At 40.2% G+C, this 22005-nt stretch carries 21 protein-coding genes and 1 tRNA gene; 8 read left to right on the top strand and 14 right to left on the bottom strand.

Translation table 11 applies throughout. The features are described from left to right. Positions 1-234: 234 nt before the first annotated feature. Together FKV42_RS06580 and FKV42_RS06575 are read right to left on the bottom strand one after the other, a co-directional pair. On the bottom strand, positions 235-2241 hold the full coding sequence (locus FKV42_RS06580; RefSeq protein ID WP_154809428.1) for a monovalent cation:proton antiporter family protein: 2007 nt from the start codon (positions 2239-2241) through the stop codon (positions 235-237). A gap of 148 nt (positions 2242-2389) precedes the next feature. Next, positions 2390-2629 carry an MTH865 family protein gene (locus FKV42_RS06575; RefSeq protein ID WP_154809427.1) on the bottom strand — a complete coding sequence of 80 codons (240 nt, stop codon included), beginning with the start codon at positions 2627-2629 and terminating at the stop codon, positions 2390-2392. 219 nt (positions 2630-2848) lie between these two features. Between FKV42_RS06575 and FKV42_RS06570 the strand changes: the two genes are divergently transcribed. Next, on the top strand, positions 2849-3628 hold the full coding sequence (locus tag FKV42_RS06570; RefSeq protein WP_154809426.1) for a winged helix-turn-helix domain-containing protein: 780 nt from the start codon (positions 2849-2851) through the stop codon (positions 3626-3628). Positions 3629-3871: 243 nt separating this feature from the next. Here the strand turns inward: FKV42_RS06570 and FKV42_RS06565 are convergent, their stop codons facing one another. Continuing rightward, positions 3872-4144, bottom strand: coding sequence for a CxxC-x17-CxxC domain-containing protein (locus FKV42_RS06565; protein WP_154809425.1), 273 nt, complete (start codon positions 4142-4144; stop codon positions 3872-3874). Between the two features lie 463 nt (positions 4145-4607). Then, positions 4608-6209 (bottom strand): DUF7507 domain-containing protein, encoded by a 1602-nt coding sequence (locus tag FKV42_RS06560; protein ID WP_154809424.1) that lies wholly within the window; start codon positions 6207-6209, stop codon positions 4608-4610. Between the two features lie 286 nt (positions 6210-6495). Between FKV42_RS06560 and FKV42_RS06555 the strand changes: the two genes are divergently transcribed. Further along, positions 6496-6699 (top strand): hypothetical protein, encoded by a 204-nt coding sequence (locus tag FKV42_RS06555; protein WP_154809423.1) that lies wholly within the window; start codon positions 6496-6498, stop codon positions 6697-6699. An 837-nt stretch (positions 6700-7536) separates the two neighbouring features. Here FKV42_RS06555 and FKV42_RS06550 read toward each other — a convergent pair. The 6 genes from FKV42_RS06550 to FKV42_RS06525 form a co-directional block, all read right to left on the bottom strand. Then, positions 7537-7608 (bottom strand) — tRNA-Ala (locus tag FKV42_RS06550). Positions 7609-7659: 51 nt separating this feature from the next. After that, a complete protein-coding gene (locus FKV42_RS06545; protein ID WP_154809422.1) occupies positions 7660-7929 on the bottom strand; it encodes an elongation factor 1-beta in 270 nt (89 codons plus the stop codon). Between the two features lie 10 nt (positions 7930-7939). Then, positions 7940-8107 carry a zinc finger domain-containing protein gene (locus FKV42_RS06540; protein ID WP_154809421.1) on the bottom strand — a complete coding sequence of 56 codons (168 nt, stop codon included), beginning with the start codon at positions 8105-8107 and terminating at the stop codon, positions 7940-7942. Between the two features lie 90 nt (positions 8108-8197). Further along, positions 8198-8824, bottom strand: a complete 627-nt coding sequence (locus FKV42_RS06535) for an amino acid kinase (protein WP_328287514.1) — start codon at positions 8822-8824, stop codon at positions 8198-8200. Between the two features lie 111 nt (positions 8825-8935). After that, the gene (locus FKV42_RS06530) at positions 8936-9925 is read right to left on the bottom strand and encodes a hydantoinase/oxoprolinase family protein (RefSeq protein WP_154809419.1); all 990 of its coding nucleotides are present in this window, start codon (positions 9923-9925) and stop codon (positions 8936-8938) included. Further along, positions 9922-10851 (bottom strand): ATP-grasp domain-containing protein, encoded by a 930-nt coding sequence (locus FKV42_RS06525; RefSeq protein WP_196214070.1) that lies wholly within the window; start codon positions 10849-10851, stop codon positions 9922-9924. The genes FKV42_RS06530 and FKV42_RS06525 overlap by 4 nt, the downstream gene beginning before the upstream one ends. A gap of 555 nt (positions 10852-11406) precedes the next feature. On the opposite strand from FKV42_RS06525, the gene FKV42_RS06520 reads away from it, so the two are divergent. The 6 genes from FKV42_RS06520 to FKV42_RS06495 all read left to right on the top strand — a co-directional run bounded on the left by FKV42_RS06520 (position 11407) and on the right by FKV42_RS06495 (position 18719). After that, the gene (locus tag FKV42_RS06520) at positions 11407-11820 is read left to right on the top strand and encodes a heat-shock protein (RefSeq protein WP_154809418.1); all 414 of its coding nucleotides are present in this window, start codon (positions 11407-11409) and stop codon (positions 11818-11820) included. Between the two features lie 165 nt (positions 11821-11985). Continuing rightward, on the top strand, positions 11986-12507 hold the full coding sequence (gene grpE / locus FKV42_RS06515) for a nucleotide exchange factor GrpE (protein ID WP_154809417.1): 522 nt from the start codon (positions 11986-11988) through the stop codon (positions 12505-12507). Positions 12508-12612: 105 nt separating this feature from the next. Continuing rightward, on the top strand, positions 12613-14466 hold the full coding sequence (dnaK, locus tag FKV42_RS06510) for a molecular chaperone DnaK (protein ID WP_154809416.1): 1854 nt from the start codon (positions 12613-12615) through the stop codon (positions 14464-14466). Positions 14467-14578: 112 nt separating this feature from the next. Then, on the top strand, positions 14579-15760 hold the full coding sequence (gene dnaJ / locus FKV42_RS06505) for a molecular chaperone DnaJ (protein WP_154809415.1): 1182 nt from the start codon (positions 14579-14581) through the stop codon (positions 15758-15760). A 171-nt stretch (positions 15761-15931) separates the two neighbouring features. Then, positions 15932-17266 carry a Trk system potassium transporter TrkA gene (trkA, locus tag FKV42_RS06500; RefSeq protein WP_154809414.1) on the top strand — a complete coding sequence of 445 codons (1335 nt, stop codon included), beginning with the start codon at positions 15932-15934 and terminating at the stop codon, positions 17264-17266. 19 nt (positions 17267-17285) lie between these two features. Beyond that, positions 17286-18719 carry a TrkH family potassium uptake protein gene (locus FKV42_RS06495; protein ID WP_154809413.1) on the top strand — a complete coding sequence of 478 codons (1434 nt, stop codon included), beginning with the start codon at positions 17286-17288 and terminating at the stop codon, positions 18717-18719. Positions 18720-18781: 62 nt separating this feature from the next. Here FKV42_RS06495 and FKV42_RS06490 read toward each other — a convergent pair whose 3' ends face one another. The 4 genes from FKV42_RS06490 to cofH all read right to left on the bottom strand — a co-directional run bounded on the left by FKV42_RS06490 (position 18782) and on the right by cofH (position 22002). After that, positions 18782-19999, bottom strand: coding sequence for an NAD(P)/FAD-dependent oxidoreductase (locus FKV42_RS06490; RefSeq protein WP_154809412.1), 1218 nt, complete (start codon positions 19997-19999; stop codon positions 18782-18784). Beyond that, on the bottom strand, positions 19996-20172 hold the full coding sequence (locus tag FKV42_RS06485; RefSeq protein WP_023844399.1) for a 4Fe-4S binding protein: 177 nt from the start codon (positions 20170-20172) through the stop codon (positions 19996-19998). The genes FKV42_RS06490 and FKV42_RS06485 overlap by 4 nt, the downstream gene beginning before the upstream one ends. Before the next feature lie 118 nt (positions 20173-20290). Beyond that, positions 20291-20926, bottom strand: a complete 636-nt coding sequence (gene cofC, locus FKV42_RS06480) for a 2-phospho-L-lactate guanylyltransferase (protein ID WP_154809411.1) — start codon at positions 20924-20926, stop codon at positions 20291-20293. Beyond that, positions 20923-22002, bottom strand: a complete 1080-nt coding sequence (gene cofH, locus FKV42_RS06475; RefSeq protein WP_154809410.1) for a 5-amino-6-(D-ribitylamino)uracil--L-tyrosine 4-hydroxyphenyl transferase CofH — start codon at positions 22000-22002, stop codon at positions 20923-20925. The genes cofC and cofH overlap by 4 nt, the downstream gene beginning before the upstream one ends. Between the last annotated feature and the right edge of the window lie 3 nt (positions 22003-22005).

The following is a 22005-nucleotide window of genomic DNA, read 5'->3' as shown; positions in this document are numbered from 1 at the left end:
TCCATAATCTATTGTTTTTTTCTGTTCATCAGTGCACATTTTATATTTTGTAGATCTCTTAGTTTCTTGAATTAGAAAATATAGTTATGTTCCAATACTCTTTTATATGAATATAATCATGATTAAATGTTACAATTCTTGTTTTTAAATTTGTATCGAATTATAGAATGTAAGAATATATCCAGGCATCGGCTATCTTTTTACTACATACTCCATCCGATACAGTTCATATCTTCATATGCTGCATGAGGGTCCCTTGAATAATTCTCTGATCTTATGCAGGTCCTCTGGTTTTCCAAAAATGATACAAATATCTCCTGAATACAGTGAAATATGCCCGTCAGGGTTTGTAATAGTCTCATTTTCCCTTTGAATTGCCAGGATAGTTGCCTTATGTTTATTCCTTATTCCAAGTTCACTGAGGGTCTTTCCGTTGGCAAGACAGCTTTCTCCAACTTTAAAAGTGCTAACTTCCATTCCAGGCAGCTCATCTTTTAGATCAAAGTGTTTTTCTTGATCCTTTGAGTATGATTTTCTGAGCATGCTGTATCCATTGGCACGTACTTCTCTTGTGAATTTATCGATATCTTCCTCAGGAACCAGGTACTTTTTAAGCAGCCTGACAAATATCTCTACAGATGTTTCATATTCCTCTGGAATTATTTCATCAGCGCCAAGCTCACTGAGTCTATTCATCTCGCTGACATAACGTGTTCTTGCAATTATGTAAGTTTCAGGATTCAGGCTTTTTGCCATGTCAATAATTTTTCTTGTCGCAACAAAATCGGAAATTCCAACGACCAGAATCCTTGCAGAATCTATATTTGCAGATTCAAGTACTGCTTCATGGCTTGCATCACCATAGATGATTTTTTCGCCCTTTTTCTTTTCATGGCGCACGGTTTCAGGATTTGTTTCAATTATCACATATGGTATGCCTGCATTCCTTGCGGCATGCGATAAAGTTTTACCATTGAATCCATAACCGATTATTATCAGATGATCTTCTAGTTTTTCATCACTGCTTTTTGATGTAATAGAGGTTGTATAGAACCCATTAATGAGTCTCTGGAAAGGTACAACTTTTGAGGCTCTGTCTGATATCCCGTAAGATGATTCCGTGATAAAAGGAGTCGCAGCCATTGTGATAATAGATACTGCCAGAAATATCTGGTACATATTCTGGTCAAGAAGGGAATATTCCAGTCCGAATGTTGAGAGGACAAATGAGAATTCTCCAACCTGTGCAAGTGAAAGTCCGGCAATAATAATTGTTCGAAGGGGATATCCAAGTAGTAGAGCTGCAATACCTGCTGTGGCTGTCTTAATTATAACTACCGCAATTGCCAGTAAAAGAAGGTATGCAACATTATCTGTAAAGAAGCTGATATCCAGAAGCATTCCAATAGACACAAAGAAAAAACTCATAAAGATATCTCTGAAGGGCATAATGTTACTCATGGCCTGATGACTGTATTCGGATTCTGAAATGATAAGACCTGCCATAAAAGCTCCAAGGGCAAGTGAAAGTCCAATGCTGGATGTAAGCCATGCAGTTGCAAGACAAATAAAGACAATACTCAGGAGGAAAAGTTCCCTGTTTCTTGTCTTTGCTATCTGGTAAAGCAGTGATGGGATGATCCATCTGGCACTTGCAAGGACGAGTAATATTATCCCGATTGCTTTTAGCAGGAACATTCCAAATGTGTCGCTGGATTCTGTAGCTGCCCCTGCAATAATAGGGGTTATCAGTATCATGGGGACGATCATAACATCCTGGAATATGAGGATGCCAAGAGATGTTTTACCATGTGGTGTATCAATCTCTGCTTTTTCCTGAAGCAATTTCAGTACTATGGCGGTACTGCTGAGGGAAATGAGAAATCCGATAAATAGTGCAGTTCCTGAACTAAGTCCAAGGTAGATATCGATATAGTAGACAAGCAGTATGGTTGTTCCTATCTGTAAAGTCCCTCCAAGAAGTACAGGTCTTCTGATTTCCCAGAGTTCCTTGATTGACATTTCTACTCCAATTGTGAATAGGAGGAGGATTATCCCTATTTCTGCAAGGGCTTCTACTTCATTCATGCTGCTGATAATTCCAAGCCAGTGGGGGCCTGCAAGCATTCCTGTTACAAGAAATCCAAGTACTGAAGGCAGTTTTATTTTATTAAAAAGAAGTAATATGACTATTGATAATCCAAAAATAATTCCTATGTCGGTAAACAATGTCAAATCCATTATTTTATCACAACTTTCACTGTCAATGGCAATTCTAAAAATATTACTCATTAACAGTGGTTGCAGGATTTAAAAAAGATTGTGTATGAAGGAGGAATAGATTTATGTATAGTTTCATGGAAAGGGAAATTATAAATGTTGGAAGGGCTTAAAGTCCAGCCCTCTCAACGATTACATCTGCAACTTCTGTTGCGCTCTTGAATGGGAAATCGTCTGCTGTGAGAAGTCCTCCTGCTTCACCTGCTGTTACTGATACATCTCCTGATTTGCAGGTTGTGTCTGCTCCTGCAGGGAATGATGCAAGTAATTTTTCAGGTGTCTCTATAGGGAATGTTGCATCTGCAAGTCCACCGATGATCTGGCTGTGTATGTCATCTCTTACGCTCATTTTTACTATCTCCATTGTTTATTGTTTCTTTTTTCAGGTTGGTTTTTTGGTTAGTTGCTGATGCTTAACTCCGGAGTATGTTTCAGCAATATCTAATACTACAGTTTATAATATATACTTAATCTGCACTGTACTATACTTTGTATAGTGTAGTATACTTAAATGACTTTATTCTACTATACACAAACCTATTTATGTCATCAGAAATAACCATATTCCATGATTCAAGAAAATGACTTCAACTCAGATATTTCAGATATCAAGCGCATGCTTTGTGATATTCAGGGTGACATACGTTCTTTCATGGATTCATCAAACCATCAGCATCTCGATATGCTGGTAAATAATGTGAAGAGTGATTTCTCTGGAGTAATTGTTCGTCATTTGATGGAAGATGCTGACAAGGATCTTGAAAAAAATATGGTGAAAAAGTGTAAGATGCGAAATGATTGCAAAGGTTTGATTTCCAATGTCCTGGAAAAGAATGCAGGTCTTATCAGGGATGGTAATGTACACGAGGCTTCAATTGAGGAAAATCGTCTTGAATTGAAACAGCTCCGTACAAAGGTGCCTTACGACAAATGTGATATCTGCTTTGCCGAAGCATCTGATATTCTCTCACGACAGGTAACACTCATGCATTCCATGAGAATCTATGAGACCAATAAGGACAAGCGCCAGGATCTCAGCCGGCTTCCTCCTGAAGAGGTGGTTGATGATATACTGGAACCACTCTGTCATCAAAAACGATTTGAGATACTCAAAGCGATATCTGCTGAAACTAAAAGCTTCACTGCCCTTTCAAAACTGACAGGTCTTAGAGGTGGTAATCTTCTCTTTCATTTGCAGAAACTTGTTGACAAAGGTATGATTCTCCAGAGGCATGAAAGAGGTGACTATATGATAACAGGAAAAGGTTTCAAGGTCATGGACGGTGTCAGCAGTATTTATTCTGCACTTGAACCGGAGTTAGAAAAGCAAGATAAAACATCAGAATAAATCCAATTTATTCTTTTCCTGTTTTTTTGTAATTCGGGATATCAAGTTCCTGAAGTTTACTTGCAGTAATCTCCTATTTCTGCTTTCCAGTTTCGTCATTATAGTAATGGATGAACTCCATGCTTTGCATTTATCCGCATGAAAGTAAAACTGTAGATTGTAAATCTGAAAAAAGATAGATTTAGATTTCAGATATAAGGCAGAGTAAATGCTCTGCCCTTGTTCTGATATTTGATAAAAGTTTTAGTATCTCTTTGGTCTGTGCTTCTGGAAGCATTCCCTGCAGTAAACTGGTCTGTCTTCTGCTGGCTTGAATGGTACTTCTGTCTCCTGTCCACAGTCTGAGCAGGTTGCCTTGTGCATCTCTCTTGGGCCGCTGTTCTGTCTGAAGTTTCCTCCTCTGCCGCCACCATTGCCACCACGGTTTCCTCCGCCGCCTGGACCTCTTCTAAATCCGCCATCTCTGTTTCCGTCTCTTGAACCGCCTCTAAAACCACTGCTTCTGTCGTCTCTCATATTTATTTTCCTTTGTTGTTTATTTGATCAGTTATCTATGGGTTAGGATTATTCGCACGATTCGTTCAATTTTGATTCTTATCAAGTCTACAATTGTTGCAGCTGAACATAGTCACAACTACTGGATACAAATGATTGTATAATACCACGCGGGTATTCTGTTGTGATTCTCTAGCAGTTATCATTGAGACGGGAACCTCTCTCCCGCAATCTATACGACGCTCTCTTGTTAACGATTAACTTAAAAGAAGTAGCCAGATGAAATTATCCCTTTCTTAACCCGCAAGTAAGTTAACTGTCAATTTGAGAAAAGGCTGGGTAGATATAAATATCTATGCTTTAAGTGCCGAATACTATTATTGGGGGGTAAATATTGAAAACGGGGAGAATTTATGGTACTAAATAAAAAAGGATGTATCCCGTCTTTCCCTTAGAAAAGAGGGATTATTTTTGATCTAATTTTTTATGGTTGTGTCAGTCCATATCCGGACATTACACAAATAGCACTCAGGAGCAACCAGATAATGTACCAGAGTATGCTTCTAAGTACAGTGTGTTCTGATGTGACAGGTTCCTGCTGTATCAGTTCTGGTATGGAGTCAGGTATTGACATTACAGTTTCATTCTCTTCTGCAATATCAGATGCACTGAAGAATCTGTTGTTGTCATCTTCTGTTGTTGTTACTTCTTTACTGTAACTTGCAGAGCCAGATGAACCACCAAATCCACCTGATTTACTGCTATCTTTGTCTTTCTCCTGGGTAGTTTCAGTTCCAGTATCTTCTTTCACAGGTATCTCAAAGTTCACGGTATCTGTATTGGTGACAATTGTACCCATTGGACTGATTCCGGCAGTTGTTGCTGTATTATTTACCCATCCTGCTTCTATGTCTGTCTGGGTCAGAGTGTAGTTGATCGTGTATGTTACGTTCTCTCCGGGCAGAAGTATTCCAGTGAATCCGTTTGGTGCTTCAATTTCACTGGGCGTGAACATTTGATCAGTTACATTCACATTTGTCAGGTTAATGTTTCCTGTGTTCTCTACTGCAAAGTAGTATGTTATATTCTCTCCTTCCTGAGCATATGCGTCATTATTCCCGTCGTTGAACTCTGCAGTCTTATTGATGTTAATCTTCAAATCTTCAGGGTCTTCTTCCTCAGTAATGCCACCATCTTCTTCTACTGGTATCTCAAAGTCCATGGTATCTGTATCAGTGACAATTGTACCCTTCGGACTGATTCCGGCAGTTGTTGCTGTATTATTTACCCATCCTGCTTCTATGTCCGTCTGGGTTAGGGTATAGTTGATCGAGTATGTTACGTTCTCTCCGGGCAGAAGTATTCCAGTGAATCCGTTTGGTGCTTCAATTTCACTGGGTGTGAACATTTGATCAGTTACATTCACATTTGTCAGGTTAACGTTTCCTGTGTTCTCTACTACAAAGTAGTATGTTATATTCTCTCCTTGCTGAGCTCCGTCATTATTCACGTCATTGAACTCAGCAGTCTTATTGATGCTAATGTTCAAATCTTCTGGGTCTTCTTCATCTACATCATTTTCATCATCTGTTTTTGATGTAATATAGGTGAAATAGGTTGCCCAGCTATTTTCATTGATCTTTGTTCCGTTTGCCCAGGCTCCTTCTTCAGAATTTCCATCTGAAACAACCGCATGAGCCACAATGTACAGTGTATTATTTTCAGCAGGCAGATATGTTTCAAGTGGAATTACATATTCATAGGTACTAGTTCCGGCAGGGATACTATCGTTTTTGTATTCAAATTGTCCGGGGGCTATATTTCCACCATTGTTAATTGGCAGACTGTTCGAATAATTTGCTACTCCCAGGTGTGTTTCCAGAATTGTCCAATTTCCTGTGGTTTCATATGTGACGTAGAGATGAGTTGTATCATTTGAAATGGTAACAGTACCAACGTTTATGGCCTGGCCTGCATAAAGAATTCTTGTCGAGTTATTCTCATCGGCGTAAGTTATGCCTGAAAATGCAAATGTAAAAACGACAAATACGGCAGTTAGCAGCAATATATTTTTTGTTTTTGTCATTATACTACCCCTATTTTTGTTTTGAAACTGGTTTTTGGATTGCACCAGATTGTCTGTTTTTGATTGGCGTATAATTATAGCTGCTATTTTTATTATATTTAAATATATGTATAGTTCGATATACTATGATGGTTATTATGATGATATATTAGATTTATAATGTCTACGGGTTAATTTTAACTGTGTTTGCTGGGTGTGTTTCTGTGTTCTGCATGATTTGCCAAGTCAACTTTTAAAAAAATGCGTACTGTAACTGTGATGTGTACATTACATTTTAGAGGTCTAAATGATATTTGCTCATGGATTCGGCGGGTTTACATTTCAAAAAAGACCTGATGGTAGGTTCTGTTCACAATGTTCTTTGGTTCTGGATCACAAAGCACAGAATGAAATTGGAAAGTACGAATCAGCATTGTCTGAGGTATTGAGAGTGGTGGTGCAGAGTGAGAAGGCAAGGGAGATATTAGAATCTGTTCAGAAAAAGGTATAATTGACAGTATAAACAGGGAATGCATCGACAATGATTGCCGATGCCGGAGGAATCGAATAAACAAAGAGTATTGACACCGACAATTGCAATCGGTGTCAGGTGGTACGATGTTCCGGGCTAATTAGGAATACACATAATTCTCTGTATTAATGATATATATGTGATGTAGAAACATAATTCCTTAAAAATAATAAGGAATATAAGAGAGAAACACCGGCATGATAACTGGTGTTTTATGATGACCCGGGTCCGTATCTTACTTAAATCAATTATACGTAGTATAACTTGGAATTAAACTTATTTTTTACAGTGTTTCTGACAAAACATCAGTTCTGTAGGAATATAACCAAAAACGAAATAGTTTAAAATAATTGAAAATAGTTTGAGACATGTAGTTTTGGGAGTGGGGGTTGATGTGTGGGAGTGGTATAAATAGTGAGTTTCCACATGCCTCAGCTTCAAACAGGGAGAATCATATTTATATTTTCCTATTTTGATGTAATGTTAAAAGATTTATGATTATCAATAATCCATCACTTTTCACACTACTCTCTCATGTTCACATCGTTAATTTATTATTTTTACATGTAAACAGCGTGAATTTATTTAGCAATCATTAAGTATTAGTAAATTGTATTTACCAAATGCATTGTAATTCACCTCTGAACACTGATTTTTATCAGTGTTCATTTGTGAGTATGGTGAAAAACTGTCTCAAAGCAAAATGTGAAGGCGAAAGTAAATGTACAGTGATTATCTCAAGCCCGATCAATCTTTTTATACAGGTCATATTAAACTACTTGATAAAGAATAATATGTCGATTACAAATATTTTAGTGGACCCGGCGGGATTTGAACCCGCGGCCTTCACGTTGCGAACGTGACGATCTCCCCCTGATCTACGAGCCCAATAAAGTTACAAAGTTAAAAAATTAATAAAAAAAAGAGTGGTTGAGAGGTTTAGACAGGTCTTCCGACATCTGTTACTGTAACACTCTCGACGCCTTCGACTGCTGCAAAGGCTTCTTCTACACCTTCTGTACCGCCTTCACCGTCACCTACAATGACGACCATGACGATTGCCTTAAGTCCGAATGCAATAGGCTCTATTTCATGAGTACCGTATTCTGCACCTTCAGGAAGTGCTGCGATAACATCGTCCTTAAGTTTCTCGAGGTCTACATCCACGCCTGTTGGCATGATCTTCATTGTTGCTGCAACTTCACCCATTTAGCTCACCTTATGCTCCTTTAAAGCCACATTTAGGGCATTCATATGGGTTGCTCTGCTGCCTGCAGCTTGTACATCTTCCAAGCTCATTACCACAAACGGGGCATGGGAAACGTACGTAACCTGTTTCCACAAGGCTCTTGTTGCATGTGGTACAATTATCAACTTTATTTGCCATTTAAAAATCTCCTTACTATGAGTAATATATGATAAATATGATACTGAAAATCAGCATGTCAGTGATTTCAGTACATACGCAGTATATAATTTAAATATTCCCCTTGATGTGAGTGCCAATGACATTTTTTCCGATAACAGCATCAATGACTCTTTCCGGATACATTCCATTGACCACGACACAGTCCATCTGATTCTCCATTAAATATCCTGCTAATGAACTATCAATACATGTAACTCCCATCCTGGAAAGCTCAAGAGCAGTCATCCATTCCTGAATGATATCATCCGCAATCACACCATCAACATCAGTTACTTTAACAAATCGTGATCCTGTCTCTTTTGCTATCCATGCTCCAATAGTATCAGAAGTAATATCCCAGGAATGTGGGAGCCTGTCAGTTTCCCTCAACATTTTATAGGGCATAAGCACAGAAACACCTTCTGGGAATTCATATATATTTTCCACGGAGTTGATTCTCGTTTTATCAACCAGGAAGTATGCATATTGTTCCATTGAAAGAATTGCCATCCAGTGAGCTGCATCATCTCCTATGGAGTATTTTTGACTGATATCTCTGACTGAGTTAGCAAACACACCACCACCAGGAACAATTAAAATAGAATGTTCATCTCCCTGTTCACAAGTTCCAAAATGTTTCTCAAGGGCAGTAATAATAGAAGCCGAATGTTTCATCAAACTTCCTCCGAGTTTCATAACCGTTCTCATAACAGTCTGTTTCCAATGTGCTTTCAGACAAGTATGACCTCTGCAATATCATACTTACCTGTAATTCATATATTTATTAAATGTACCTTTTCCGGGTTCTTATTCTTTTCCAGGCTGTGAAAGTTCGTTTTCTAATATCCTCGCAGCAGCATATGCAGGGAAGACTTTTGAGATATCATTTCCCCATTTTTCAGCAACAGAGATACATTCAAATCCAAGTCTCTTTGCTGCTTCTCTTATCATAAATTCTCCAAGTCCTGCAGAAACTATCCTGTTGAGTCCATTCTTCTCAGCAACAACAGATATCGTTTCACAAAGAAGACTTATCTGCTTTTCCTTTAACTGTGCTGCAATATTATATACCTCATCAGGTGATATCTCTGTCAGGTCTGCACAGACAACCCTTGCAAGTCTTCTCATGGCATCGGTCTTGCTCTTTCCTGCTCCGTCCGCGGTTTCACAGGTGTACAATTCTTCAGTGATATCTCCAAGCAACAGGTATGCATCAGCAGTGTTTGCAAAAAGTTCAGAGGAAATGTTGCAGTCACCATCTGCTACCTGCACCTTGTCCAGTAAGTAAGCAAGATTTGTCCTGAGGGTACCTGCGTAGAAAAGCTCACTTCGGACAAGCCTTGAAAAATCAGTAAGTCCTGCAACATGTTTTCCATCTTTGATGGGTATTATGTCACTGGTTGTACTTCCTACATCAACGAAAATACAATCTCCTATCTCAGATCCTATCAGCCTTGTGGATGCAGCCCAATTAGCTGCCGCAAGCTCACGCAGACAGGAAGATTCATCGTAGAAGTGCCCGTTGCTGTCTATATACCTGGTCTTGTAATTAAAAGCTTCATCAACACACTTCATTATGAACTGAATGCCCTGGAGTTTATCCTCAAAACAATCTGCCAGTTCCCCTGTCATAACCACACTGACCATGTCAGGTTTAAGTTCTGCAGCAATGTCTTCCAGCGCTTCCGGCAGAGTTGTATCTTTCCACAGCGGGATGTAATGTAATTCAATGATCTCTCCGTCGGCGGAAGCTATCTTAGTATTAGCGCCACCAATATCGATCCCTATTATATTCATATGATGTCCTCAATGTCATCTTTGGTGAAAGAACATTCCCCTCTAAGTTCAACTGACTCCGGAAGTTCTCCATGCATATTCATAAGTATTAAATCTCCGATTTCGCACCCAAGAGTTCTGACAAGTCCGAATATAGCGGTGGTGGGTCTTGGGTTCACATCTATTACGTATGGTTTATCTCCATATACTATATCTATTCCCACATACCCATTGCATCCCAGGGTTTCAACTGTTTTTTTTGCAGTGGTGAATACTTCTCCTTGAAATTCTGCTCTGTAGGGGACCTGATTTCCTTTATAGTCAAATATGGTTTCACCATTCTCCTTCTTTATATCTATCAATTGCCTGTTCAGACTTAAAGGAAGAGATTTATGACCACATATCATGCTTACACTGAGGTGCTCGCCCTCAATATATTCGGTTGCAATATATTCATCTGCCTGCTCATTTATTTTATCAATTTCTTTGAGCCTGACACCTTCGGAAGCACATCCGAATCGGGGTTTAATGACATGTTTCTCCACGGAGTCCATATTCATTATTCCAGGAACGGCAATTGAATTTGATTCAAGCACTTTTGTGCATGTCAGTTTATCCGCACATAGCCTTACTGATTTAGAGGAGCATCCCAGATTCATAGTGTTCTTTTCTATTATTTCTGTGAGGTCACCCAGCAGTTCGTCAGGGCCTATGACAAGAGCCGCATCAGCTTCTTTTGAAACTCTCTCAAGTATATTTTCAAATGTGTTCTCGTCAGATATTATGGCATTTCCATATTTTACCTTGCTTTCCGCGGTAAGGTAGGTCACGTCATGTCCGAGGCGTGTAAAACTCTCAGCAAGCGTGTTTATCATGGCTTTGCCTTCCAGTAATAATGTTCCACCCAGGCCAATTCCCATAGCGTATTCAGCAAGCAGTATTTTCATGCTGGATGCAACTGCATTTATTTGATATATCCTTTGCTATTAATGCCGTACTATATATTCAGGTCATTACAAACTAATTATCCTCTTTCTGTTATCATTGCATTTGAAATTTTAATGACGTTAAAATTTAATGTCAAATTGTAAATTTATCTGGATTTGTGTTATATACTACTACCAATATCGTTAAAAGTGTAGTTGGGATTTTATCCCAATTTAAGGTATGTCGGGTTGGAGCCGGGTTAAGCCGGTTAATGGTGGGAGGTACTAAAAGTAGTATCTTTCCCGATAAGATACCACTTTCACAAAGAAAATAAACCCATATCGGAAGCAAGTGAGTAGAGGAGTAAAGAACCATTGTGTTTTATGGTACATTTTGGACTCAATGGTTTACTCTTCTTGTTACATAGTATTGTTTTTTCTGAATATCAATTTCATTTCTGTCTTTGATTTTTAGTAATTTCAACCAGCCACATTAGTTTAGCATTGCAGAATTCATGTATCACTTAGTTTATATTAAAAATGACTATATACTATGATTACCGATAAAGGATTGGGATGAATATGGATGTAAATACGGAAAATCCATTTGTACAGGCACTGATTGTGTCAACCACAATGGCAGTTTTCATGATTGGCATAGCTTTTGGGCTTATGAGTATGGCTCGTGAAGGCAGCACTCCGGTTCCAATGTATGTAATGCTTCTTATCTTTGCAGTGATCTTTATAGCAGGCTCGGTGTTTTTTGAATCAAGGGGAGCGGATTATATGGGTTCACTTGCAGGCGGAGCAATCATAAGTCTGGTGGCTACTTTCTCTGCAACCGCATTTTTCAGTGGTATCAGATTTGCTATTGGTGGTGGTGTTTCTGAGATTGGATTTGATCAGGTAGTTTCAGCTCTTGCTGTTTGTATGATTGCAAGTATGCTATTGATTCGTGTTTTGCAGCATAAGTTCAGTAATGCTTTTTAAGTAGTATAGTGTTAAATGTATCTGCCCGAAATATGGCTTTATTTTCTTTTTTGTGTACTTCATTTCGCCAAAACAAACAGACTGTACGAAAAGTATTTATAGAACTTCAAACAATCACTAGTTCGATTACACATACCGCGCACAGAATATGCGGAGATATTGAGAATGGCTGATGAACCAGAGAATTGTGAAGATTTAGATTCAAAAACAGTTGATGAAGGCAAAGTCGAAGAAACATCTGCTGAAGATGAGGCTGCACAGCTTCGAGACAAACTCCTGCGACTTACCGCGGAATTTGATAATTTCCGCAAAAGAAGCATCAGGGAGAAAGAAGAATATCGCAAGTTTGCAGTTGAGCAGATTATAATTGAACTCCTTGAAGTCTATGATAATTTCGAGCGTGCATTAGAATCTGCAAAGCAGACAGACGACATTTCATCTGTCATCACTGGTGTAGAGATGGTCTTTAAACAGTTTACCGGGATACTGGAGAAAGAAGGTCTTGAAAAAATACAGTGTGAAGGTGCTGAATTTGATCCCTATCTCCATGAAGCAATGATGCATGTGGAACATCCTGACCACGAGGAAAACACTGTGGTAGATGTCTGCAAGCCGGGATACTGCCTGCACACCAAGGTCATAAGACCTGCAATGGTAACTGTTTCAAAGAAACCTGAAGATAAGTAAACGCGAAGATTTCAGAGAATTTATCCTGAATGGATATCTTCAACATAAATAAAATCAATAATTTACAATTAAACTATAATTCATTCATATAAATGAGGTAATAATATGGGAAAGATATTGGGAATTGACCTGGGAACTACAAACTCCTGTATGGCTGTAATCGAAGGTGGAGAACCTACTATTGTCCCTAACGCAGAAGGTGGAAGAACAACCCCTTCAGTCGTAGGTTTCTCTAAGAAAGGTGAGAAACTGGTAGGTCAGGTTGCTAAAAGGCAGCTGATCACCAACTCCGAAAACAGTGTAAGCTCTATTAAGAGGCACATTGGTGAGGGTGACTACAAGGTAACCCTTAATGACAAGGAGTATTCACCACAGGAAGTCTCTGCAATGATCCTGCGCAAGCTGAAGGAAGATGCGGAATCTTATCTTGGTGAGACAATCACACAGGCAGTAATTACTGTTCCAGCATACTTCAATGACTCTCAGAGGCAGGCAACAAAGGATGCAGGTACAATTGCAGGTCTTGAAGTATTAAGGATTATCAACGAACCAACTGCAGCATCACTTGCATACGGTCTTGATAAGGACGAGGAAGATCACAAAATACTCATTTACGATCTTGGAGGAGGTACTTTCGATGTCTCAATCCTTGAACTTGGTGGAGGAGTATTCGAGGTTCTTTCAACTGCAGGAGATACTCACCTTGGTGGAGATGACTTCGATCAGAGGATTGTTGATTACCTTGTAGAGGAATTCAAGAAGGCAGAAGGCATTGACCTTTCCAAGGACAAAGCAGCACTCCAGCGTCTGAAGGATGCAGCAGAAAAGGCAAAGATTGAGCTTTCAGGTGTAACATCCACCAACGTCAACCTTCCATTCATCACTGCAGATGCAAACGGTCAGCCAAAGCACATTGATATTGACCTTACAAGGGCACAGTTCGAGAAGATGACCTCTGACCTGCTTGACAAGACACTCGTAGCTGTCAACCAGGCAATGAAGGATGCAAAGGTATCCTCATCTGATATTGACAGGGTACTTCTTGTAGGAGGTTCCACAAGGATGCCTGCAGTAACTGAGCTTGTAAAGAAGGCAGCAGGAAAGGACCCATACAAGAACATAAATCCTGACGAGGCAGTAGCAGTCGGTGCAGCTATCCAGGCTGGTGTACTTGGCGGAGAAGTTCACGATGTACTTCTGCTTGATGTCACGCCACTTACACTTGGTATCGAGACCCTTGGAGGAGTTTCAACACCTCTTATCGACAGGAACACAACTATCCCTACCAAGAAGAGTCAGGTATTCTCAACAGCAGCTGACAACCAGCCATCTGTAGAGATCCATGTACTTCAGGGTGAGAGAGGCGTAGCATCTGGTAACAAGTCACTGGGTAGGTTCACACTTGATGGTATTCCACCAGCACCAAGAGGACTTCCACAGATTGAGGTTACATTCGATATTGATGCAAATGGTATCCTCCATGTAACTGCAAAGGACAAGGGAACCGGTAAGGAACAGTCCATATCAATCCAGAAGCCAGGCGGTCTTACAGATGAGGAGATCGATCAGATGGTCAAGGATGCCGAGATGCATGCTGAAGAGGATAAGAAGCGCAAGGACGAAGTTGAGGTCAAGAACACAGCAGAATCTCTTGTTAACGCTGCAGAGAAGACTCTTAAGGAAGCTGATGAGATTGCAACCGATGAGCAGAAGTCAAAGATCGAAGCTGCAATAGCTGATCTTAAGACCGCTCTTGAGTCTGATGACATTGAGGACATCAAGGCCAAGACCGAGGAACTCCAGACTGCTGTCTATGATGTATCCGCTGCAATGTATCAGAAGGCACAGGAAGAAGCTGCAGCTGCAGCATCTGCCGCAGAAGACACTGAAGGTTCTTCTGACGCTGATGATGATACCATTGTGGATGCAGACTACGAAGTAGTTGATGATGATAAGTAATCAAAACATGGATAATGTCGGGTAAGATACTTTAATCTGAAAGTATCTTACTACCCTTAATTTTAAAATAAAATTAATCTTTATAACATCACAGATATAACAGGAATCATCCATGTCTACCCAACGCGATTATTACGAAATATTAGGTATATCCAAGGATGCCACAGAATCCGAGATAAAGAAGTCTTACCGAAAGCTTGCCATGCAATATCATCCAGACAAGAATAAGGAAGAAGGCGCTGAAGAGAAGTTCAAGGAAATATCAGAAGCCTATGCTGTACTTTCCGATTCAGAGAAGAGGGAACAGTATGATAGGTTTGGTCATGCAGGTATAGATGGCCGTTACAGTCAGGAAGATATTTTCAGAAATGCTGATTTCGGGGACTTTGCAGATCTTGGTGATATACTTGGAGGCATATTTGGCGGGGGCGGCTTCGGTGGTTTTGGAGGTTTCGGTGGCTTTGGCGGTGGCCAGAGAAGACAGGGTCCAATGAGGGGCTCTGACCTGCGCTATGATCTTGGAATTACTCTTGAACAGGCTGCTGAAGGTGTGGACACTACTATTAATGTTCCCCGTGCAGAAAATTGTGAATCCTGTAATGGAACCGGTGCCAAGGCTGGCACAAGTCCGAAGACCTGTCCTACATGTCACGGATCCGGTCAGATGACCCAGGCACGTAAGACGCCTTTTGGTACATTCATGTCAACAAGTACCTGTAATGCATGTCATGGACGTGGAGAGATCATTGATGATCCTTGTCCTGCCTGTAAAGGTACTGGCAAGATGAAGAAGGTTCGCAAGATCTCTGTGAAAATTCCAAAGGGTGCTGATAACGGACTTCGTCTGAAGGTAAGGGGCGAAGGCGAGGAAGGCAGTCCTGGTGCACCATCAGGTGATCTCTATGTTGTCATCCATGTGGAACCTCATGACAGGTTCCAGCGTATGGGAGATGATATTGTCTATGAGCAGCCAATATCCTTTGCAAAAGCCGCGCTCGGTGGGGATGTAATGGTCCCGACACTTCACGGTAAAGTGAAAATGAACATCAAGCCAGGTACACAGACTCATTCCATATTGCGCCTGAAGGGCAAAGGTATGCCTCATCTTCACGGACACTCTCACGGTGACCAGCTTGTGAAGATTATTGTTAAGACGCCTACCAAGCTTTCAAATGAGCAGAAGGAACTCTTCAAAAAGCTTCAGGATCTTGATGGTGGACCTGATGTGAAGGCTACTAAAGGTGGAAAAGGTATCTTTGAGAAAGTAAAAGATGCTTTTGAAGCAGGGGCATAGTCCCTTCTTATTTTTCTTTCATATTTCAATTTTTTATCTCTTTTTTAGGACACCTATTTATATTGCTTCACCAGTTTGTGTGGGTAAGATATAATAAGCAATAAGAATATTATGCGGTTTTGTTTCCCGTATCAACAAATGTCTTATTTATAACCTTTTGAAGGTATTATTATGAAGATCGTAATTATTGGAGCTGGTGAGGTTGGTTATCACATCGCTAAGGCTCTTTACCAGACAAACGATGTCGTGGTAGTTGACCAGAATGAGGAAGCATGCGCCCGTGTAGATGAACTTGATGTCCATGTTATACATGGCAATGGTGCCAATGTTTCTATTCTTCATGAAGTTCTTGAAAATGCAGGTCTTCTGGTTGCTGTCACTGGTTCTGATGAGGTGAACATTGTTGCATGTATGGCCTCTAAACTTACTGTACACGACAAGATGAAATTAAAAACAGTTGCAAGAGTGAGCAATCCTGATTATATCGACAAGCCTGTAGCTAAAAGGCCTATGATTGGTATAGACCTCATGATCTGTCCTGAACTATCTCTTGCATCTGAAGTTGCAGAGATCCTTGCTATTCCTTCCGCTATCGATGCAGAACTTTTCGCCGAGGGTAAAGTTGAGATGATGGAATTTGTGGTTCCAAATGATCATAAAATTGTTGGTAAACAGATGCAAGACCTTCATCTTGCAAATTGCTGCATAGTCAGTGCGCTTTTCAGGGATTCAGAGGTTATTATTCCACATGGTGAGGATGTAATAGAAAAAAACGATCATATAGTGGTCATCGGTAAACCTGCTGCCATGAAAGAGGTTCGTGATCTCTTCGGAGAAAAAGTGGGCAAAAGAAGTAAAATACTGATAATTGGTGGCGGCATAGTTGGTTTCTATCTTGCAAAGATGGTGACAAATAATGAATTCGATCTTAAGATCATTGAATCTAATAAAGAAAGGTCACTTGCCATTGCAGAAGAACTTCCCGATGCACTCGTTCTTAATGGAGACGGAACAGATATCAATCTCTTGAAGGAAGAAAGTATTTCAGAGATGGATGTTGTTATTTCTGTGACTAATAGCGATGAGAAAAATCTTTTGTGTTCCTTGCTTGCCAAACAGCTCGGTGTGAAAAAGGTGATTGCCAGGGCCGACCGTTCTGATTATGTCCCGCTATTTGAGATGGTAGGTGTGGACAGTGCTGTAAGTCCAAGGCAGGCAACAGTCAGGGAAGTACTGAAACTGACTTTTGGACAGGGAATAGAATCTATTACTACAATTGAGGGTGAAAAAGCCGAGATCGTAGAGTATACAACATCCAGAAAGTCTAAGATAGTGGGCAAACCTCTGAAAAATGTAAAATTCCCGGCAGGTGCCATTATCAGTATGGTTGTTCATAAGGGAAACACAGTTGTTCCCCGTGGTGAATACGTAATTCAGGAAGGGGATCGTGTAGTTGTATTCAGTCTCCAGTCTGCAAATGCTGAAGTTGAAAAACTGTTCAAGTAGTTCATGACGGGGTGTATTCTTGAAGTACGAAGTCATATTGAATGTTTTAGGTGGTCTTCTCAGGTTCCTGGGTGCTATAATGATCCTGCCTTTGCTGGTAGCAATCTATTATGGTGATTCCATCTATCCTTTTCTGATAGCAGTAGTAATTACTGGCCTTACGGGTATCCTGCTTTCGGCACGATATAAATCATCGGAAGAATGGAACACCAGGGAAGGTTTTGCCATTGTTGCATTGGGGTGGCTTTCAGCCGCTATATTCGGTGCTATTCCCTTCATGCTTGATGGCATAAGTCCAATCAACGCTATTTTTGAATCCATGTCCGGTTTTACAACAACCGGAGCAACAGTTCTTCTTAATATTGAAGCTCATTCCAGAAGTATACTTTTCTGGCGCAGCCTTACACAATGGCTGGGTGGTATGGGTATTATCATGCTTTTCATTGCCATTCTTCCAAAACTTGGTGTTGCGGGAAGGCAGTTGTTCAGGGCAGAAGCTCCTGGTCCGACAGAGGATAAGATCAAACCAAGAATCAGGGAAACAGCTAAGATTCTCTGGCTTGTATATTTTTCTATTTCTTTGCTGGAAGTTATTGCTCTGCTGCTCGCAGGGATGTCCTTTTATGATGCATTGACTCATACGTTTACGACAATGGCTTGTGGTGGTTTTTCCCCTTACGGTCTGAGTGTCGCTGCATTCAATAGTCCTCTTATTGAAGGTATTATTACACTGTTCATGTTCATTTCCGGAGCTAACTTTGCTCTACACTACCGCACTTTGTACACTGACCGGAACAGCCTTGTAAAAGATGATGAATTCAAGTTCTATGCTGGAGTTACGCTCATTGCAACTTCAATACTAACATTCAGTCTCTGGAAAGATATGGGTGAGACGGTATTAACATCGTTCAGGTATGCAGTTTTCCAGGTAGTTTCTATTATGACTACTACCGGGTTTGCAACGGTGGATTTCAATTTTTGGACTGATTCTGCAAAGATTGTATTGCTTGCGGTAATGTTCATAGGTGGTTGTGCCGGTTCAACATCAGGTGGTATTAAAGTAGTGAGATTCCTTCTTCTTCTTAAATACAGTCAGCGTGCTCTTTTTAAGTCAATTCATCCCCGTGCAGTCCAGCCTATAAAATTCAACAAAAAAACAGTTCCTGATGATGTTATGCAGGCAATTGTTTCTTTTGTAGTTATCTATTTTATGATATTTGCAGTGTCTACCGGTCTTCTTTCGTTGATGGGAATGGATATTGTAAGTTCCATCACTGCATCAATTGCAACATTGGGTAACATCGGTCCGGGATTCAATCTTGTGGGACCAATGGCTAACTTCGATGTTGTTCCTTTTGTTGGTAAAATATTGCTAATCGGCAATATGTGGGTTGGCAGACTTGAAGTTTTCACTGTGATAGTGATGCTTACTCCAGAATTCTGGAAAAGATAATAACAAAAAAGTATTAAATTAAGATGAAAAGAAATTAGATAAAGTGATAATATATCACTTTATTATTTTTCAAAGTCAAGTTCGTACTTGACTACAGTTTTGAAAAGAACTCTTAACTCCCATAGGAGTTTCTTATTTGCCTTGAAAAGTGCATAAAGCAAATCAAGAAGGCTCATACTTGAGAAATTTACTCCTTTGAGTGAGTGTCCAAGTGAGTTAAGTTCTTTGTCGCTGAATTTTGTAAATGTATCCTTGACTATCAGACTGTTATCAATCTCACGACCAATGGTTTCTCTCCATTTTTCCTCGTACTCATTAAGAGAGTCTGCTGAGACATTATTTCTGGATATTGCATTATATGCAACCTCGCCAGCAATTTTTCCAGCTTCCATTGCATTTATAATTCCGCCACCAGTGATTGGGTCTGATTGCCTGGCTGCATCTCCTACCAGCATTAATCCGTTAGCAACAGTTTTCTCAATGCTGCCACTTACAGGAACACCGCCAACATCTACCTCCAGTATTTTTGCATCCGGGTATTTATCGTTCACAAAATCGTTCAAGTAGTCAATTGCATGTTTTCCGTTGCCTGATTTATTTCCAAGGATTCCGATTCCAACATTGGCCATGTCGTTTCCTTTAGGGAAAATCCAGACATAACCTGCAGGAGCAATCTCATTACCAAGGTAGAAATAGCAATAGTTCTGGTCAATGCCTGTATTGCTCATAAGGTACTGAGCGCAGGTTTCAATATCTACGGGTTTAATGGCAGTATTAATTCCTGCCCATCTGCCGACCTTTGATTCTACTCCATCAGCACCAATTACTATCTTTGCTTTGATATCGTAAGACTGGCCAAGATGGGATACTTTAACGCCCTTTACAAAATTATTTTCAATAATAAGGTCCGTGGCTCTGGTTTTTACTATTACTTCTGCACCGGTTTTTGCGGCTTCGTATGCAAGAGCCCTGTCAAAGATCTTACGTTCAAGAACGTATCCGACTTCTGCACCGGCGATTTCTTCCGACATTTCAATCATTGTCCCGTCAGGGGCGAAGATGCGTGAGCCTTTTACATCTGCACATATCCAGCGGTGGTCTGGCTCGATGTGCTTTCTGAGCCATACTTTGCTGACTCCTTCAGCACACCTTACAGGATCTCCTATCTCCTGTCTCTTCTCTATTAATAGAACACTGAGCCCTTTCTCAGCTGCTGTTTTTGCAGTGATTGATCCTGCTGGGCCGGCACCTATGACCACAACATCATATTCGTTTTTCACTTTTTCACCTCAATAGCTCCGACAGGGCATATTTTAGCACAGATGCCGCAAGAAGTACACAATTCATTTACTTCTATCCAGGTTTCGACCAATTCAAGTGCACCAGCCGGGCATACACTAACACATGCTCCACAGTAACCGCATTTGAATTTATTTACGTTAATGGTCACCATTATCACCTATAAATTTGTATAATTTGTCACTAATAGTTTAAAAGGAAATATATCTTTCTAATTCTTGTATTTGAATCAGTAATCAGGGAATCCCTTATAGTAAAAGGAATATAAGTGTTTATGCATTGCCTGTAGCATTTATCTTTGCTCTGGCCTTGCCCGTTTTCATATCAAACCTTTCATTAATATATTCAAGTGAGTTCCCATGTCCATGAAGCATTATTTCTACGAGGTCATGCGGTTCATCAATGTCAGTGCTCAGCATAAATGAATCATAAATGAAAACTGAACATCCTCTCTCTTTTGCGATATTACAATGGTTAAGGAAACTTGAACCATAATATTTGACCTGGTAACTAGAAGGGTCTTTTATGAATATGACGTTTGTTCCTCCGCCCTTTCCAGGAACGATTACAACATCCTCTGTTATTGAAACAATGTCTTCTACGTGTTTTGCCCTGACCAGCGGAAGGTCTGCCATTATGATTAATATTGGCTCATTTTCCTGTTCCAAATACCCATTAATGGCTTCATTCAGATCATGTTCGCTGAGAACAATATTGACATCTAAATCTTTAGGAACGCCATTGTCAGGTGTTGTCAATATATCGATTTCCTCGATGCCAGCCTCCTTAAGACTTGAAATGACATCTCTTAGCATGAGTTCTACAAATTCCTCGCGCTCTTCTAAAGTAAGCGCAGGTGAAAGCCTTGATTTTGCGTTCTTCTTTTTATAAGGTATCAATGCTTTCATCGTATTTCCTCATACAATGCATTTCTTTGGACAGGCACACGTCCGGTCTGGCGAATCATCCACTCCATTTCTTCAGCAGGGGTAAATTCTCCGTTTGTTCCTCCTGATGCCGTGGTGATCTTATCTTCCATTAGTGTACCTCCAAGATCATTTGCACCACAGTAAAGTGCTGTCTGCGCCAGTTTTTTTCCAAGTTTAACCCATGCAGCCTGTATATTGTCAACATGCCCGTTCAATATTATCCTTGCAATTGCCTGCAGGCGCAGATCCTCGATACCAGTGGTCATGAACTTTCCGGATTGCATCATCTCTTCACCTACTTTGTTATTATACGGCATGAAAGGCATAGGTATAAGTTCTGTAATACCGCCTGTACGCTGCTGTATTTCCCGTATGGTGAATATGTGTTCCAGTCTTTCTTCAACGGTTTCTACATGTCCGTACATTATCGTAGAATTTGTCCTCAGGCCAACGTTATGAGATGCTTCAACAGTGTCTATCCACTGTTGCCTTGTGATCTTGTCCGGGCAGATGATTTTCCTTACGCGGTCAACAAGTATCTCTGCAGATGTGCCTGTTAGTGTAAGGACTCCACAATCTTTGATAATTGTGCATGCTTCTTCAAGTGTCATGTTATCCATGCCTGCTGCATAATGCACTTCCATGGGTGAAAGTGCATGCATGTTCATTGCAGGGTAGTTCGATCTTATGGCATCAAAAAGCTCAGCATAGTAATCCATGTTGAGTTGTGGGATATATCCTCCCTGTACACAAACTTCAGTAGCTCCTGCTAAATGTGCTTTCTCAACTTCTTTGAGTACATCTTCCGTTGAAAGTATGTATCCTTTTTTTGTCTTAAATGCACAAAAAGCACAGCTTCCGGCACACATATTGGTAAGGTATATGTTACGGTTCACAACATAGGTTACCCTGTCGCCAACAACATCCTTACGCAATTCATTAGCAAAAGAAAAGAGTGCAAAAGGGTCAATATCCATCAGTGAAAGAGCTTCTTCCCTTGATATTTTACCGTTTCTTGCATTCTCTATAATTTCGTCATCAATAAGAGAGTACATACT

This window comes from Methanolobus vulcani, from assembly GCF_006546655.1.
GTDB classification, from domain to species: domain Archaea; phylum Halobacteriota; class Methanosarcinia; order Methanosarcinales; family Methanosarcinaceae; genus Methanolobus; species Methanolobus vulcani_A.
This window is presented reverse-complemented; position numbering and strand designations above follow the sequence as displayed.

Bases quoted from the DNA above. Each gene is read 5' to 3' on its own strand.
- FKV42_RS06580 (WP_154809428.1), bottom strand. From the start codon at position 2,241: ATGGATTTGACATTGTTTACCGACATAGGAATTATTTTTGGATTATCA.
- FKV42_RS06575 (WP_154809427.1), bottom strand. From the start codon at position 2,629: ATGAGCGTAAGAGATGACATACACAGCCAGATCATCGGTGGACTTGCA.
- FKV42_RS06570 (WP_154809426.1), top strand. From the start codon at position 2,849: ATGATTCAAGAAAATGACTTCAACTCAGATATTTCAGATATCAAGCGC.
- FKV42_RS06565 (WP_154809425.1), bottom strand. From the start codon at position 4,144: ATGAGAGACGACAGAAGCAGTGGTTTTAGAGGCGGTTCAAGAGACGGA.
- FKV42_RS06560 (WP_154809424.1), bottom strand. From the start codon at position 6,209: ATGACAAAAACAAAAAATATATTGCTGCTAACTGCCGTATTTGTCGTT.
- FKV42_RS06555 (WP_154809423.1), top strand. From the start codon at position 6,496: ATGATATTTGCTCATGGATTCGGCGGGTTTACATTTCAAAAAAGACCT.
- FKV42_RS06545 (WP_154809422.1), bottom strand. From the start codon at position 7,929: ATGGGTGAAGTTGCAGCAACAATGAAGATCATGCCAACAGGCGTGGAT.
- FKV42_RS06540 (WP_154809421.1), bottom strand. From the start codon at position 8,107: ATGGCAAATAAAGTTGATAATTGTACCACATGCAACAAGAGCCTTGTG.
- FKV42_RS06535 (WP_328287514.1), bottom strand. From the start codon at position 8,824: ATGAAACTCGGAGGAAGTTTGATGAAACATTCGGCTTCTATTATTACT.
- FKV42_RS06530 (WP_154809419.1), bottom strand. From the start codon at position 9,925: ATGAATATAATAGGGATCGATATTGGTGGCGCTAATACTAAGATAGCT.
- FKV42_RS06525 (WP_196214070.1), bottom strand. From the start codon at position 10,851: ATGAAAATACTGCTTGCTGAATACGCTATGGGAATTGGCCTGGGTGGA.
- FKV42_RS06520 (WP_154809418.1), top strand. From the start codon at position 11,407: ATGAATATGGATGTAAATACGGAAAATCCATTTGTACAGGCACTGATT.
- grpE (WP_154809417.1), top strand. From the start codon at position 11,986: ATGGCTGATGAACCAGAGAATTGTGAAGATTTAGATTCAAAAACAGTT.
- dnaK (WP_154809416.1), top strand. From the start codon at position 12,613: ATGGGAAAGATATTGGGAATTGACCTGGGAACTACAAACTCCTGTATG.
- dnaJ (WP_154809415.1), top strand. From the start codon at position 14,579: ATGTCTACCCAACGCGATTATTACGAAATATTAGGTATATCCAAGGAT.
- trkA (WP_154809414.1), top strand. From the start codon at position 15,932: ATGAAGATCGTAATTATTGGAGCTGGTGAGGTTGGTTATCACATCGCT.
- FKV42_RS06485 (WP_023844399.1), bottom strand. From the start codon at position 20,172: ATGGTGACCATTAACGTAAATAAATTCAAATGCGGTTACTGTGGAGCA.
- cofC (WP_154809411.1), bottom strand. From the start codon at position 20,926: ATGAAAGCATTGATACCTTATAAAAAGAAGAACGCAAAATCAAGGCTT.
- cofH (WP_154809410.1), bottom strand. From the start codon at position 22,002: ATGTACTCTCTTATTGATGACGAAATTATAGAGAATGCAAGAAACGGT.